At 61.9% G+C, this 15,203-nt stretch carries 15 protein-coding genes; 4 read left to right on the top strand and 11 right to left on the bottom strand.

Going from position 1 to position 15,203, the window contains the following annotated elements:
• Window positions 1-191 precede the first annotated feature (191 nt).
• Entirely contained in the window at window positions 192-1,220 is a 1,029-nt protein-coding gene (locus tag VJZ71_16840) for a pyridoxal-phosphate dependent enzyme (protein HKQ49743.1), read from the top strand.
• A 102-nt stretch (window positions 1,221-1,322) separates the two neighbouring features.
• Here VJZ71_16840 and VJZ71_16835 read toward each other — a convergent pair whose 3' ends face one another.
• From VJZ71_16835 to VJZ71_16800, 8 genes are all read right to left on the bottom strand, one after another.
• The gene (locus VJZ71_16835) at window positions 1,323-2,024 is read right to left on the bottom strand and encodes an isoprenylcysteine carboxylmethyltransferase family protein (protein HKQ49742.1); all 702 of its coding nucleotides are present in this window, start codon (window positions 2,022-2,024) and stop codon (window positions 1,323-1,325) included.
• A gap of 46 nt (window positions 2,025-2,070) precedes the next feature.
• Complete coding sequence (locus tag VJZ71_16830; GenBank protein HKQ49741.1) at window positions 2,071-2,301, bottom strand: helix-turn-helix transcriptional regulator; 231 nt, start codon at window positions 2,299-2,301, stop codon at window positions 2,071-2,073.
• Between the two features lie 52 nt (window positions 2,302-2,353).
• Window positions 2,354-2,752, bottom strand: a complete 399-nt coding sequence (locus VJZ71_16825) for a type II toxin-antitoxin system RelE/ParE family toxin (protein ID HKQ49740.1) — start codon at window positions 2,750-2,752, stop codon at window positions 2,354-2,356.
• A gap of 44 nt (window positions 2,753-2,796) precedes the next feature.
• A complete protein-coding gene (locus tag VJZ71_16820; protein HKQ49739.1) occupies window positions 2,797-3,954 on the bottom strand; it encodes a hypothetical protein in 1,158 nt (385 codons plus the stop codon).
• Entirely contained in the window at window positions 3,951-4,709 is a 759-nt protein-coding gene (locus VJZ71_16815; GenBank protein ID HKQ49738.1) for a hypothetical protein, read from the bottom strand. Before VJZ71_16815 ends, VJZ71_16820 begins: the two co-directional genes overlap by 4 nt.
• Window positions 4,706-5,707, bottom strand: a complete 1,002-nt coding sequence (locus VJZ71_16810; protein ID HKQ49737.1) for a hypothetical protein — start codon at window positions 5,705-5,707, stop codon at window positions 4,706-4,708. Before VJZ71_16810 ends, VJZ71_16815 begins: the two co-directional genes overlap by 4 nt.
• Before the next feature lie 233 nt (window positions 5,708-5,940).
• Window positions 5,941-8,502, bottom strand: a complete 2,562-nt coding sequence (otsB, locus tag VJZ71_16805) for a trehalose-phosphatase (protein HKQ49736.1) — start codon at window positions 8,500-8,502, stop codon at window positions 5,941-5,943.
• Window positions 8,503-8,680: 178 nt separating this feature from the next.
• Window positions 8,681-10,246 (bottom strand): trehalose-6-phosphate synthase, encoded by a 1,566-nt coding sequence (locus tag VJZ71_16800; GenBank protein ID HKQ49735.1) that lies wholly within the window; start codon window positions 10,244-10,246, stop codon window positions 8,681-8,683.
• 281 nt (window positions 10,247-10,527) lie between these two features.
• On the opposite strand from VJZ71_16800, the gene VJZ71_16795 reads away from it, so the two are divergent.
• From VJZ71_16795 to VJZ71_16785, 3 genes are read left to right on the top strand one after another with little or no spacing between them, the layout of a single operon-like run.
• On the top strand, window positions 10,528-11,034 hold the full coding sequence (locus VJZ71_16795) for a PepSY-like domain-containing protein (protein HKQ49734.1): 507 nt from the start codon (window positions 10,528-10,530) through the stop codon (window positions 11,032-11,034).
• A gap of 47 nt (window positions 11,035-11,081) precedes the next feature.
• Complete coding sequence (locus tag VJZ71_16790) at window positions 11,082-11,762, top strand: class I SAM-dependent methyltransferase (GenBank protein HKQ49733.1); 681 nt, start codon at window positions 11,082-11,084, stop codon at window positions 11,760-11,762.
• Between the two features lie 43 nt (window positions 11,763-11,805).
• On the top strand, window positions 11,806-12,264 hold the full coding sequence (locus VJZ71_16785; GenBank protein ID HKQ49732.1) for a DUF3592 domain-containing protein: 459 nt from the start codon (window positions 11,806-11,808) through the stop codon (window positions 12,262-12,264).
• Window positions 12,265-12,275: 11 nt separating this feature from the next.
• Here the strand turns inward: VJZ71_16785 and VJZ71_16780 are convergent, their stop codons facing one another.
• The 3 genes from VJZ71_16780 to VJZ71_16770 all read right to left on the bottom strand — a co-directional run bounded on the left by VJZ71_16780 (window position 12,276) and on the right by VJZ71_16770 (window position 15,125).
• On the bottom strand, window positions 12,276-12,590 hold the full coding sequence (locus VJZ71_16780; protein ID HKQ49731.1) for a hypothetical protein: 315 nt from the start codon (window positions 12,588-12,590) through the stop codon (window positions 12,276-12,278).
• A gap of 15 nt (window positions 12,591-12,605) precedes the next feature.
• Complete coding sequence (locus VJZ71_16775; protein HKQ49730.1) at window positions 12,606-13,943, bottom strand: alpha/beta hydrolase-fold protein; 1,338 nt, start codon at window positions 13,941-13,943, stop codon at window positions 12,606-12,608.
• 432 nt (window positions 13,944-14,375) lie between these two features.
• Window positions 14,376-15,125 carry a hypothetical protein gene (locus VJZ71_16770; GenBank protein HKQ49729.1) on the bottom strand — a complete coding sequence of 250 codons (750 nt, stop codon included), beginning with the start codon at window positions 15,123-15,125 and terminating at the stop codon, window positions 14,376-14,378.
• Between the last annotated feature and the right edge of the window lie 78 nt (window positions 15,126-15,203).

Genomic DNA, 15,203 nt, shown 5'->3' with positions numbered 1-15,203 from the left:
GGACGTGAATGGACAGGACTTACAAGATTTACAGGATTGCGGATTGCGGATTTCACCACAGAGGCAGAGAGAACACCGAGGACGGGGACGAATATTTGAAATCAGAGATCGATCGTTTCTCGGGGCCTTTGTGGCTCTGTGGTGCACGGATTTGCGGATGGTGGATTTGAATGCAAGAACGGCGTCCAGCCTTGACCGAGAGATTCCCGCGATTAGCGGAGCGCGTGCCGTGGACCGCGATCGGGCAGTGGCCGACGCCGGTTTATGAGGCGAAGAAGTTCGCATCGCGCCATGGGCTCAAGGCGCTGTATGTAAAGCGCGAAGATCTGTCGCATCCGGTGATGGCGGGGAACAAGGTGCGCGGGCTGGAGTTCCTCTTGGGCGAGGCGCGGCGGCGCGGGGCGCGGACGATTGTCACGTTCAGTGCGGAAGGGAGCCATCATATCTGCAAGACCGCGTGGCATGCGCGGCAGTTGGGGATCGACACAGTCGCGGTGGTCGTGCCGCAGGCGGAGGCGCCGTATGTGCGGGAGAATGTGCGCGTCGCAGAGTCCGTCGGGGCGCGGTATGTGGGAGCGAATTATGCGACGGTCGTGCCGAAGGTGATCGCGGAGTTACTTTCGCGGCGGAACCGGCGCGAGGGGCGGCGACCGTACTATGTGCCGCCGGGGGGGACGAGCCCCTTGGCGTGTCTGGGGCATGTGGGGGCGGCGCTGGAACTCAAGCGGCAGGTGGAGGCGGGGGAATTGCCCGAGCCGGATTATCTGTACGTCGCGCTGGGGAGCCTGGGGACGGCGGCGGGGCTGGCGGTCGGATTGAAGCTCGCGGGGCTGCGGACACAGTTGGTGGGCGTCGTGGTGTCGTATCGCTGGTATTGCACGCGGGGGCGATGGGCGCGGATGGCGCGGCGGGTGAATCGGTTGATGCGGCGGATGGATGAGTCGGTGCCGCGAGTGGCGATTCGCGCGGCGGAGTTGCGGACGGTTGGTACGGCGCTGGGCGCGGGGTATGCGCGGGCGACGCCGGAGGCGACGGCGCTGGCGGCGGAGTTTGGCGATCTGGAGGGAATTGCGCTCGACCAGACATACACGGCGAAGGCGCTGCATGGGGCGATGCAGTTCATTGCGCGCGGCGGGTGGGAGGAGCGCGTGCATCTCTTCTGGCATACGTATCAGGGGTGGAAGGCGGGGGGAGAATTGCGAATGGCGAATGGCGAATAGCGAATAGCGAAAGAAGAACAGAAATCCGCAGATGGCGCAGATGCGCACAGATGGGGGAGAAGTCAGAACATCAAAACGAGTCCGGGGCCGATTGCTCGGCGCTTACCAGATGCTGGGTATTAGACGCCAGCGGACGCGGCGGGCGTAGGTGGGGAAGCCTTCGAGGTGATCGTGGAGGAAGCGGTCTTCGAGGATGGTGCGGCGGAGGATGATTGCGGTGAAAAGTAGCATGGGGACGAGAGACCACCAGGAGCCGAGGGCGACGGGGCTGGTGAGCGCCTGCACGAGGGCGGCGGCGTAGCCGGGGTGGCGGACGACGCGGTAGGGGCCGGTTTCGATCAGGTGGTGACCGCGCTCGGATTGGAGGCGGACGACGGGGGAGAAGAAGCGGTTGGCGAACATCGCGCGGGCGAGAACGACGGCGGCGAGGGCGTTGATCGTCAGAGCGATGATTTGGGCCGGCAGCGGGATTGCGGACCAGTGGTAGCGCCCGACGTCGAGGCCGGCGAGGAGGAGGTGGGCGAAGAGGGCGAGCTGCATCACGAACACGCCGAGGCGATCGCGACCGCCGGGGCCGGGACGGAGGCGTTCGCGGAGGAGATCGGGGTCGATTCCGAGCGTGATGGCGAGGCATTGGACGGCCCACACGGCGAGTGCGGCCCAGAAGATGGGGACGTCGAGGCGACCGGCGGAGCCGAAGAGGAGCGCGGCGGTGATGGCGGTCAGGAGGAGGGTGGAGGCGACGGCGATGAGGATTTGTTTGGCGGGGGTCATGTATGGTCGGGCAATGAGGCCCGATGTCATCGAGATTAACCGGCGGGTGTCGGGGGGCAACGGCCGGAGGTGCTTATTACGTCGTGGCGGGAATTAAACGGATGTCAAGGCGGCGATGGAGGGCCTTGGCGATGCGCTGGAGCATCGTGAGGGAGTGACCGTTGTAGTCGGCGTTTTCGAGACGGGCGATGACCGGCTGCTTGGTTCCGGCCAAATCGGCAAGCTGTCGCTGCGTCAGACCGGCTCTGGTGCGGGCCTCGTAGAGCATTTCGGCGACCTGGGCATGGAGCGTTGCCTGCGCGACCATTTCGCGGACGCGGCGATCGCGGCCGGTGATGCGGTCGATGATGCGGAGGGCATCAGCGGTTTTGCGACGGGCGGGCCGTTTCCTGGTATGTGTGTTTCTTCGGGTTCGCTTCATATAACTCTCGACGCCGGATCGCTCGTTCGATGTCGGCGATCGGCACTTTGTCTTCCTTGGTCAGGGCGTGGGCAAGGATCGCCACGTTTCGACCGTGGAAGAAATACAATATCCGATAGTTGACTCGGCCTCGCTTGGCGCGCAACTCATAGATCTTGTCCCTCAAGTAATCGGCTGTCGGCCGACGAAGTTCGTGCCCGGCGGCGGCCAGGCGGTGTATCGTCGCAACGCAGTTTGAGTAGGCGACGGCGTCGCGTTTACGAAGGTCCGTAAGCCAATCGACGACCGGGGCGTGCCCCTTGTCGTCCTGGTAAAAGAGCACCTGCGTTTGAGGCAAACCCACTACTCCGGATTATAACAATATTGTGATTGGCGGTCAAGTCACGTTTTAGGCGGTGTACCCGATGAGTCCGTGGCCCGCAATTCCCCCGACAAAGGCGGGTGGGTCGAGGCTAAGGTGTTCGTGGGATTTCCGCATTCGGGGCAACGGCCGGTAGTGTTGCCGGTGAGGTTGTAGTTGCAGTGGCGGCACGATGGGGTTTCCAATTCGAGGCGGCGGGTTTGGTGATGGGCGAAGAGGACGAGCGGAACCGTTATTGCGGCGCCTCCAACTATCACGCCTACGAATCCGAACCAATTGTCCCATGTGACGCTGTGGAATCCGGAAAACTGAACACTCATAGTTGCCGGCAACCTCGAAAACGAACTATTGTTCAAGATGATGAGCAGCATGAATGCGTTCGCTGCCCTCATTAACATGTGGGACGCGGCGTACGACCAAGTCCACAACCGAAGACCCGACGATCCGCGCCAGAGTTGAACGCCACCCACTATGCCGATGACGGCGTCCACGAGTCGCAAGATGGAGACGATTGGCCAGAGCGTGTCCCACGAAAGAGCGCGCCAGCCAGGGTGCTGAAGGTTGACGCCCGTGAGCCCCTTGCCAAAGTACCCAGTGACGACCGAGTGGAGCGAGGCCACTCCCATCATGAAAAGCCACCATGCGAGCAAGGGGCGCCAACGGTCGCAATCCGGCATATTGCGGAGGACAAGCCAGATCATCAGTGATGGAATCGCTATTTGCCAGAGTAGTGCCAGACTATTGAAGAGAAAAGAGTAAGGATCTCGCGAGCCAAGTCTTGAAAAGAAAGATTCAAAGCCTGCTAATAAGAGAAGAACGAACTTCATCACCGTGGCCAAGAGGACGATCAGTGCGGACCGCTTCAGGCTCCCCCATTGAAACCATAGGCAAGCACCGAAAATCACAAAAACAACATACGTCAACTGGAACCAGATTGTGGATAGCAGGTGAAGGAAGGCCCACGAAGACTTCCATTCGTACTCATTCAAATAGAACCGAATTGAAGTCAATTGGTTGTGGGAAGACAATAAAATATCGAGCGGCAGCCACACGATCGCTATGCCTCCGACGAACAGGCAATAGCCGGCGATGAGCGACACCCAGGCTTCGCGTGGCGGACGAGGGCAGGCGAGGGTGGGGTTCGCGGTGGCAGGTTTTGACTCTGTCGTTGTGGTCATGGCGCGGCCTCAGGGGTTGCGTGACCGCATTCGGGGCAGCGGCCGGTGGTGTTGCCGGTGAGGTTGTAGCCGCACTTGCGGCAGTGACGGGCTGTGCGCCATAAGTGGTGACGGCGGCGGCGAATGAACCATAGCGATGGAAAGATGCCGAACAGGACCACCAACAACGCCAAGGGAAAACGAAGTACGGTGACGCCAATTGGAGGCTCGTTGTGGTTGAAGTAGAAGCCCAAGGTGGAGCGATTCACAGCAATGCGATTTGCGTAGCGGATGCCGCCCTGACGTAGTGCGTCGATATGGCGTAACCAGGCCCGGATTTCGAACTCAGCATCCTTAAAATCGACGATTGCGAATTGATCATCAAAGGGATCAGGGGTTTGCTTGGAGCGGGCGACCGCTTCTTCAAACTTGGCTTTTCGGCGTCGTTGTTTTCGAACCTCCGCCAAGGCGAGTTCGATGTCCTGAATGTATGAGAAGCCGTTGACCTTGATCGCGCCGGACTTGGAATTCTTGTGCGGGTCAAGGCGAGCAAAGCAGATCGTGACGCCGGCGTCCCAGGCTTGAGCGGTCAGCAAACTCGTTTCCGACCAGGAAGCATCGACATCGGTTGCGTGGTAACAGGACCAAACGAGAAGAGCAAGAGACGCGATGGCACCCATGAATGCGACCAAGGCGACCCATTTTTCGCGTTGGGGGCGAGCGCGAATGATGTTCGGGTTGTCAGCGGCAGGTTGTAACTCTGTCGTCGTGATCATGGAGCAGCCTCAGGCGTGGGAACTGCGTTTCCACATTCGGGGCAGCGGCCGGTGGTGTTGCCAGTAAGGTTGTAGCCGCATTTGCGACAGAAGCCGGGCAGGCGGCGGGTTCGGTCGCGGTAGATGAGGAGGGCGGCGAGTAAAAGCAAAGCGAGTAACGGCATCCAAAGAGGGATATCAACCCATCGAAATTGCGTACCTCTTATGATTTTACGCGAATAACTCGGCGCATTTGCAAAGTGGAGCGCTCGTGGAATACGCCGGAGAGACCATCCTGTAGTGCTAAATCCCTGGTGAAAGATACGATCCGCGGGATCGGCGTCGACGATCGACAGGGCGCGCAACGCGCCAGAGTTAACCGCGAACGAGTAATACTTACTGTTCCAAGCGAACAACCATACCGTGCTTGCCGCGTACAAGCACAGCAGGCCGAGGATCGCGACGCCCGTTGCGATGCGTACGGGTTTGTTACGTCTCCTGATTCTCTTGGGCGGGGGAGGGTTCGCTGCAAGCCATTCGGGTACGGGCGTTCCGCATTCGGGGCAGCGCCAATCGCAGCTTCCGCGGAAATCGTAACGGCATGTTCGGCACTGGCCCGGCAACGCAGGTCGATCGAGCCAGGCACACCATACGGTGAAGAGTAGCCCTGCAACGCCGAGGACCCAGAATGGAATTACGAGAGTATCAGTAGTGGCGGGACCTGCGACGATCCCAGAAATCTGCGTATGCCCGGGATGATGGTATTGATGATATCCTGGGAGAACGGCGCCGAAGAGTTCGTCGAAGGGACGGCGTTCCCTCAAGCCACCCAGCGTAAAACCTTTCGATTCTCGACGGGCAAGTTCGACCGGGCGCGCCAGGTCGGCCGAATCAAACGCAGCGGGCGAGCAAGTGGCGAGTTCGTTTCGTACGTCGCCCGTGATCCGCATCAAATCCAGGCGCCCGGCGACCAGGCCGATGATGTACTGGTCCCCCGCGTAATAGAGCCAGGCGGTCATGGAGAAGGCCCAGGCGGCGAGGAAGAGCGCGAGGAGAGAGGCGCTGGTCCATTTGAGGGTCTTGCGGAGGCGGCGGTGTGTTCTCATAGATGAAAGCGGGCTCCTTGTTAATGTAGTCGGAGCGGGCGGGGGTGCGCAACGGGTGGTTTAAGTAAAGCCGAACCGGCCTTGCGGCCGGCGTTCTGAAAGGGCCGGCTGCGACTGGCGGGCAGGGACGCCCGCCCCACTGCTGGTCAGCCCGCTCCGCTGAGGCGGACGGCGGTTTGGATGAGGGCGAGGTGGGAGTAGGCCTGGGGGAAGTTGCCGAGGGCGATTTTGTTTTCGGGGTCGTATTCCTCGGCGAGGAGACCGGTGGGGCCGGCGAGGCGGCAGAAGTTTTCGAAGAGGGCGTGGGCCTCGTCGCGGCGGCCGAGGGCAATGTACGCGTCGGCCAGCCAGAGGGTGCAGAGGTTGAAGGCGCCTTCGACGCCGGGCAGACCGTCGTCGGTGCGGTAGCGGTAGACGGCGGAGTCGACGAGGAGTTCGCGTTCGATGTGCGCGACGGTGGAGAGGAAGCGCGGGTCGGTCGCGGGGAGGAGACCGGCGAGGGCGATGGAGAGGGTGGCAGCGTTGGCGTCGGCGCTGCCGTAGGTCCCGCAGAAGGCGCGGGTGTCTTCGTTCCAGCCTTGCGTGAGGACGTCGTCGGCGATTTCCTTGCGCAGGGCCTCCCACTCGGGCTTGCGGCGGCCGAGGTAACGGGCGATGGCGAGTCCGCGGTCGACGGTCTGCCAGCACATGACCTTGGAGTGGATATGATGGCGGCGGGGGAGGCGGACTTCCCAGATGCCGTGGTCGGGCTCGCGCCAACGTTCGGCGACGGCGGAGACCATGATATTTACAAGATGCCAGTGCTCGGAGGAGAGGGCCGCGCCGTGCTCGGCGAGCTGCGCGATGAGGTCGGCAATCGGCCCACAGACGTCGAGCTGGACCTGTTGTGCGGCGGCGTTGCCCACGCGGACAGGGCGGCTGCCGCGATAGCCGGCGAGTTCAGGGATGTCGGCCTCGGAGCCGAGGTGACCGCCGGAGACGGTGTAGACGGGGCGCAAGAGCGCGCCGGGCTCGTAGCCTTCGAGGATTCCGATGACCCAGTCGAGGAACTTTGTGCCGGGGCCGATGTTGCCGAGCTGGACGAGGGCGGCGGCGGCCATGGCGGCGTCGCGCGGCCAGCAGTAGCGATAGTCCCAGTTGCGGATACCGCCGGCGTGTTCGGGAAGGCTGGTCGTGGCGGCGGCGGCGATCGCGCCGGTCGGGCCATAGGTCAGGGCCTTGAGGACGAGGGCGCTGCGGCGGACGAGATCGGGCTGCAGGGAAGGCAGTGTGAGGCTCCCGGCCCAACCGCTCCAGGAGCGCTCGGTCTGGGCGCGGCGGTTGGGTTCGGCGACGGAAGAGGGCGCGAGGCTGCCGGTTCCATAACGGAGTTCAAGTACCAGCGGCTGATCGGAGAGTTCGACGATGGCAGTGGCGGTGTGATGAGCGCCGTCGTCCTCGATCTTCCAGTTGACGCCCGGGGCGCGGAGGACGATGGGGTCGACGACGCCTTCGATGATGAGGCCGTCTTCGGCGACGCTGAGGTGCGTGGGTATACGCCCGAAGTCGAGGCGGGGGGCGAAGCGGATCAAGACTTGAGGCTTGGGTCCAGAGGCTTGAGGCTCAATCACACGCAGCAGGTCGGTGCGACCGGCGCGTTGGAAGGCGCGACCAGCGGAGGTGTCCATGTAGTCGGTGACGGTGAAGTGAGGCCACTCGGTTCGGAGGATGAAGGTGTCGCCGAGATAGAGGGATTGAGGGATTGAGGGATTAAGGGATTGAGGGGCGGGGCGAATGTCGAAGTAGCCGGCGTGGGGGCCGCCGAGGAGTTCGGCGAAGAGGGCCGGGGAGTCGATGCGCGGGAGGCAGAGCCAAACGATGCGACCGCCCGGCGCGACGACGGCGACGGTGCGCTGGTCGGAGAGGATGGAGTGCTGCACGATGGGGACGGCCTCGGCGCCGGCGAGCCAGGCGGCGCGGGCTTCGGCCAGTTGGGCGAGGGTGCGGGCGACGTCGTTGGAGTCGTCGATGCGGAAGCGGGCCAGGGTTTCGCCGGGCCCGACCTTGACGCCCACATCGAAGCCGCGAAGGACGCCGAACGCGTCCTCATCCGTCACGTCGTCGCCGATGAAGATGGCGGCGGTGGCGCCGAGGCGCTGGCGGACGCGCTCCAGAGCGGCGCCTTTATTCGTCTCGACGACGCTGAGTTCGACGACTTTTTTCCCGTGGCGGACGTGCACGCCGGGCCGGTGCGCCGAGCCGTCGAGGATCGTCCGAACGGTCTCGGCGGCGCGTGCTTCGTCGGCGTTGCGGTAATGGAAGGCGAGGGACGAGGGTTTAGTCTCCAGCATCGCGCCGGGCAGGGCGCCGGCCAGCGATTGAAGCTCACTCTTCAGGGAGTCCAGCAACGCGGCCGCGTCATCGGCGAGTCCGAGGGCGAAGCTGGGATCGAACTCGCTGCCGTGGGAGCCGATAAGGTGCAATTCACCGACCTCATTGGTTTTCTGGGCAAGGTCGGCGAGGGCGCGGCCGGAGATAACGGCGACGTGGGTTTGGGGGAGACCGGCGAGGTAGCGGAGGGCGACGGCAGTCTCGCGATTCATCTCGGCGCGGGCGGGATCGTCGACGATGGGGGCGACGGTTCCGTCAAAGTCGGTGGCGACGAGGAGGACGGAGGCGCGGGCGAGGTCGGCGATGCGGGCGGTCAGGGAGTCGGGTGCGTCGGACACGGTGATGAAACGTCAAAAAGTCAAAAAATCAAACGAAGAAGATTCACCACAGAGGCTCAGAGGCACGGAGACGATAGATTGGGACAATAACAAATACATTTCAGCATCTCGTCGCGGCTCCCGCCTTGGTCCCCGCTCCCTCTAAGCCTCTGTGGTGAAAACCCTCCCGATACCGATCTTACACTCCATTGGCCATCGCTCGGAACCTCGCCGACAGGGGTTCGAGGCCACGGTGGAGCTTGTCGCTCCCCACTGACTCAGCGGGGGTTAAATCGAGCTTCATATTGCCGGATTCGTGGATGCCACAGGCGGCGAGGAAGCGGTTCACCCACCAGTACACGTCCTGTTGTTCGGCGATTCGGCGGAGGCGGCGCATGCCGGGGCGGCGTTGTTTAAGGTTCATCGTGGCGGCGCGGTGGACGGCATCGGCGACGCGATCGAGGTCGTAGGGGTTGACGAGGACGGCGTCGGCCTTGAACTGGATGGCGGCGCCGGCGAATTCGCTGAGGATGAGGACCCCGTCGCCTTCCACCTGGCAGGCGCAATATTCCTTGGCGACGAGGTTCATGCCGTCCTTGAGCGGGGTGATCAGGGCCATGTCCGCGACGCGATAATAGGCGACGAGTTCCTCGCGATCGATGCTGCGAAACACATGATGGATGGGTACCCAGCCGGGCTGGGTCAGTTCGCCGTTGATCTGGGAGACGAGGCGCTCGATCTCGCCCTTGAGTTCCTGATACTCGGGGACGGACTCGCGGCTGGGGACGACGACCTGGAGGAGGGCGATCTTGCGATGCAGCTCGGGGTAGCGGACGAGGGCGAGGCGAAAGGCCTTGAGTCGATCCGGGATGCCTTTGGTGTAGTCGAGCCGATCGACGGCGAGGACGATCTGCGTCCTGGCCCCGGGCGATTGTCCAGGAGCCAACGATTCACCGGGGGTCAATTGCGCGCGCAGCTCTGTGACGCGCTGGGTGACGGCGGGACTGGCGGCGAGGTCGGCGAATTCGCGGTAGTCGATTCCGATGGGAAAGACGCCGACGTGGGTCAGGTGCCTGGAGTATTCGAGACTGACGACGGCGCGGCGCGAACGGCGATGGGCCTCGGGAAGAAGTTTGCGGATGCAGTCGAAGAAATTGTCGCGATCGCGCGGGGTCTGGAAGCCGAGGGTGTCGTATTGCAGCAATCCGGTGAGGATATCGGTGCGCCAGGGGAGCTTGCAGAAGATGTCGGGCGGGGGAAAGGGGATGTGCAGGAAGAACCCGAGCTTGTTGGAGAAACCGCGGCCGCGGAGGCAGCGGCCCAATCCCATCAAGTGGTAGTCCTGGACCCAGATGAGGTCGTCCTTGCGGACATGCTCGGCCACGGAATCGGCAAACTTTTTCTCGACGGCCTGGTAGGCGGTCCAGTACTCCGGGACGAAATTGCAGCGCGATTGCAGGTCGTGGAAGAGCGGCCAGATGATCTCATTGGAGAATCCCTGGTAAAAGTCTTTTTCTTCCTGCGGAGTAAGGTAGACGGGCTCGACCGTAAAGCCGAGGCGCTGACCGATTTTCTCGAAGCAAGACGGCGAAGGGGTGGACTCCACAGGCAACGAACCGGGCCAGCCGATCCACAGACCCTTCCAGCGGCGAAGGACCGGAGTCAGAGCGCTGACCAGACCGCCCGCACCGAGATTGCCGTTCCATCCGGATTCGCCCTGATCGAGGACGACGGGGAGCCGGTTGGAAACGACAACGAGCCGCATGACATTGCTCCGTTCAAATCCCGGCCCTGGAAAAAAGCGATACCCGATATATTTTAGGCATGGCGGCAACGCGGGATTGATCCTATTTAGCCCGATTGTGCTTGGAGGGCAAGCGCGGGCAGAAAATAGACGCATACGCACTTGTCCCTATCTGTATTGAGAGTGATGCCGAAACACTGTGCCTCTATCCATTGCCCGTAGCGGGCCGCGGCGGTAGAAGAACGCGGGGCGCGGCGTCGGCGGTCGATGTCACGGGTTGAGTTGTCGTCGGGAGGTCCAGGATGAAAACGAAAAATCACAGACGAGTGGGGTTCGTTGCCGGATTGCTGGGGGTGCTGGGCGCGGCGGGGCTGGCTGCGGCGCTGGATGACGAGAAGGTGCCGCTGGACCAGGTCCCGGCGGCGGCGCGGCGGGCGCTGGAGATGCAGGCGGGCGGGGCGAAGTTCACGGAGATCGAGCGCGAGGTCGAGCACGGCGTGACGGTGTACGAGGCGGAGTGGATGGATCATGGGACGGAGCATGAGGCGAGCGTATCGGCCGACGGGGAATTGCTGGAGGTGGAGGAGAACGTGCCGATGGACAAAGCCCCCGCGGCAGTTCGCGAGGCGATCGGCAAACATTTCGGCGCCGGGACCAAAGTCGTCATCGAGAAGACGACGGTCGTCTACTATGAAGTGGAGGCGAAGGTCGACGGCAAGGAGAAGGAGCTTTACTTCTCGCCGACGGGGCGGCTGCACGGCGAGGAAAGCGACGACGGAGGCGATGGCGACGAGGTTGATGACGATTAAGACCGCCATCGACCTGCGAAAATGGGCCGCGACGTGAAGCGTTGTTCATGACGCGATCCGCTGAAATGGACCTGCCCACGCTCGATGAGCCGTGTCCGCTCTGCGATCATCGTCCTGCAGGGCTGCTGCATCGAACCGCGGGGCGGAGCTTTTGGCGATGCGGAAACTGTGCGCTGATTTTTGTCCCGGCGAAGGAGCGACCGGACGCCGCGGCGGAAAAGGCCCGCTACGACCTGCACGAGAACGATCCGGAGGACCCGCGGTATCAGCGATTTCTCGCGCCGCTGTGTGAGGCGATCGTGCGGGCGACGCGGCCGGGCGCCCAGGGGCTCGATTTTGGCTGCGGCCCGGGGCCGGCGCTGGCGGCGATGCTGCGTCGCGCGGGCCGGGAGGTATCGCTCTTCGATCCCTACTACGCGGTGGAGGAGGAGGTGTGGCGCCGCCGTTATGATTTCGTTGCGGCCTCCGAGGTCTTTGAGCATCTCCATCAGCCGCGTCGGGAACTGGAACGCATTTTTGGCGTACTGCGGGCCGGAGGGGTGCTGGGGATCATGACGTGCATGGCCCCGGACTCGGCGGACGCTTTCGCGGCATGGCATTACCGCCGCGACCCCACGCATGTTTGCTTTTACAGCCGACCGGTGTTCGCGTACATCGCGGCGAGGTGGGGCGCCGCCGTGGACTTTCCGGCCGACCATGTGGTGCTGCTCACCCGAAGCGAACGCTGAGGAGAGCGGAGGCGAGCAGTCTGTCGTCGAAAGGGCACGCGACATGCGATACGTCGTCGGCTTGATGTTGGTGGCTTTTTTTCTGACCGGCGTGGGCCTGTTTGTCGCGGGGGTGCGCGGACTTCTCCACCGGTTCGCGGCGCGCGGCCGTCTCCGGTCCGCCGAAGGCGAGATCATCCGGATCGAAAAGCGTCAGGAAATTACAGACAATGAAATGCGGAGGTCGGCCGAGTACCACTACCCGGAGATCAAGTTCAATCCTGAGGAGGGCGGCGAAACGATCTTCCTTTCCGAAATCGGCGCTGGCGCGCGGGCCTTGCGCTACACCGTCGGCCAGAAGATCGCCGTGCTCTACGACCCCGACGGCAAGATTCCGCCCATGATCGACTCATGGGCGGGCATCTGGGGGCCGTACCTGGTTCGCACGATCGCCGGCCCGGCCTTCATCTTCGCGGCCGGACTCATCTACTGGGCGTTCGGAAACAAGATTATGGGGAAGTAGCACGTCGCAATTCATTGCGCACCCTCGACCGAAAACAACGTGCCTACGGAGCGGACAAGGCAGTACGCATAACTCTTCCCGTCGTCGGAGAAGTCGACACCGCCAGACGCTATAGCCCCGATCATGTTGTTGGGTGCGATTTCGCGGAACCGTGTTCTCTGGCCGGTCTCAAGATCTGCGTTCTCGACGCGGCCGGGCATCTCCCACGCATGCATGGCAAGCAGCGATCTGCCGTCCGGTCTGAAGCCAAGGATCACATCTTCACGTTCGAGCCCCGCGACCGGCGTTGGTGAGCGCACCGCGAGCCCTGCGGCGGGAGGCATCATTGATCCTGCCCACGTTCATTGAAGCACTGCGACGACAAAGTCAGCGATGTCCAAGCCGTCGCAGGTTTGGTCGCCGTTCATATCTGCCTGCTCGATGACGCAGCCGGGCGGTGAGGTGTAGCCAGTCGGGTCCAGCAGGGCGTCAATAAAGAGGGGCAAGTCGTTGGCCGTGTCCACATCGCCGTCGCAGTTCATGTCGCCCGGATATATCGGCGGGGGATCGATCAAGTATCGCAGGATGTTGGGCAGGCGGAGCGCCCAGTAATATTCGTTGTGCGTGTGGCCCTGAGCCTCCACGGAGAGGAAATCTTCGCCTTCAACAAACCCCTGGCTGACCGCGATGTCACGCATCGCCTGTAGATTGGCGAGTCCAGATTCAAGCGTTCCCATGTCCTGATAGAAGTGCGTCAGGGTTTCGGGCTTCGACCCGGCGGCTGCATAGTTGAGCATCGCCTGATTCGCCCACCAGTAAGAGGGAGACACTCCCGCGATACGACCCCAGACACCATCGTATGCATACCCTGCATACACGGTGATCAACCCTCCCAACGACGAGCCCGCCATGTAAGTGTTCGCAGGCCCCGTCCGGGTCCGATAGCGCTGGTCCACTTCCGGGATCAGCACGTCTCGAATCGCCTGGAGGTAGACATCGCCGCCGCCGCCGCATCCCTGAGAAGCGCTGAACCACGGCGTGTATTCGTTGCACCGGGCGGCACTGTTCTCAATCCCGACCACAATAATCGGCTCGATCTCGCGGTTGCCGATGAGCAATTCGCAGGTTTCGTCCACTCGCCATTCGCCTGCGAAGCTGGTGAACTGGTCGAAAAGATTCTGTCCGTCATGCATGTACAGTACGGGATAGCGGGCGGTGCTCTGGAAGTAATCGGGAGGCAGATAGACCCAGCAACGACGGCCCGCAAGGAACGGGGCGTACACAAACGACTCAACGTGGCCGGTGATGGTTGATGGCGGTATGTCAGCCCAATTTGCGACGACGTGGTTGATCGTCTCGGTACCCTGGGGCGTGTAGGTCCGATTGGGGATTTCCTCGCCGTTGGGGCCCTTCTCGACCGTCTGCCAGTTGCCTCGGGTGAATTTGTATTGGATCGGGTTGCCATCCGGCAGGCTCAGCGTGATCTGCCATCTGCCATCTGGTTGCTCGGTCAGCGCGTATGCGGGATTGCCGGGATTCCAGCCTTGGAAGTTTCCGGCAATGTAGATCACGTCGCTCACCGGGGTCGATGCTGGAACCTCCACCCGGAAGGTCGTTGTGGCGCCACTCGCGACGGCCACGTTCAAAAACCAAATCAGAAGGCAGGCGGTAGACGAGCGAAGGTATGGAAATCCGCTCACAGTCTGACTCCGGGAAAAAAAGCGCTTACACACGACTTTGGTGATTCTATCGCGCTCGGTCACCCGCCCCAATGGAAGTCGTGAATTCCTGGCGGTTTACTGGCGGTTCGGAGAGACAAATATCGCCACAAAAGGGCTTATGGCGATCAGAAGGGATCGATTTTCCTCCCTGGTTCGACCCAACGAGGATTGGTCGTTGTTCGTAATCGACTGACTAGCTTGGGTTAACAGCGGGCGATGGGATTCGAACCCACGACGTCCAGCTTGGGAACCGCCCCCGCCGGAGCCTGAAACGCGCAAGCAACGATACCAACGCGGTTTGTAAATTGCAAGGTTTGCGAGTTGTGTTGTGATTTGTGCCAGTTTGGGTCGCTTTGCGCGGTGGAGACCGCGCGAAACCGCGCAAGTTGCTCGTCGTAGCGACTTTTGCGTTCAATGATCACTATCGAGATCGCGATCTCGCTGATCCAATCGCCACGCCTTAAAACTGATGGTCTCGATGCGGCGTGCGCGGCCCTTTCCGTTCGTCACGAATTTCTTCTCGCCAGCGGCTTTGGAAACGCGGCTCTTCGCCTTCTCTAGGGTCAGTTCTGGTATGTCTTTCATGAGGAGTTCGGCAGCATGGGTGACAGTAAACCAGTCCCTTTTGTCGTCGGCCAAAAGCACAGGAGCTTTGGCGTCCTGTGGAGCCCGAGTCGGCAGCGTGCCTGGCTGTTGTAGAGTATTTATCGCGTCGTGCGTTGACTCGATGAGGTTGGCTAACCCTTCACATGCCCTTGCGTATCGCTCAATTGTTTGCAACCCGCTGTATGGCAGTATCCCCACACGAGAAAACAATTGGCAAACAGCTCCTGCCTTTTGTGCGGCGCTATCATAGTGCACTCTATTTAGGGTCGGCCCGGCGGTTGGCATCAGTTCTGGCCCGGCAGCGGCGATGAACAAGTCCCGACTAGTTAGGTTCTCGGCGATTGCATCATTAAGCTCCGGCCAGCTTGGAAGCCATCCATTTCGATATGCCTCAATCATTAGTTCGCCGGCGTTACTCAGGAGTTTCCAATAATCAAGTTCAACCCATACAAACATCTCATGCTGACCAATTGGAGGGGTTGGCACCTCGCGGAACGAGGCAGCGATCTTGCGTAACGAGATTACGGTTGTTGTAGGATCGTGACTGTCGGACACTGTGCACCGTTAAAGAGAAATCTCATGCGGATCTCGCAGATGCTCTTACTCACCGTTCTGCAGCATACTCTTGGCGCA

The sequence above is a fragment of the Phycisphaerae bacterium genome (genome assembly GCA_035275405.1).
Classification (GTDB): domain Bacteria; phylum Planctomycetota; class Phycisphaerae; order UBA1845; family UTPLA1; genus DATEMU01.
The sequence above is the reverse complement of the archived record's forward strand: the minus strand, read 5'-3'. Positions and strand labels throughout refer to the sequence as shown.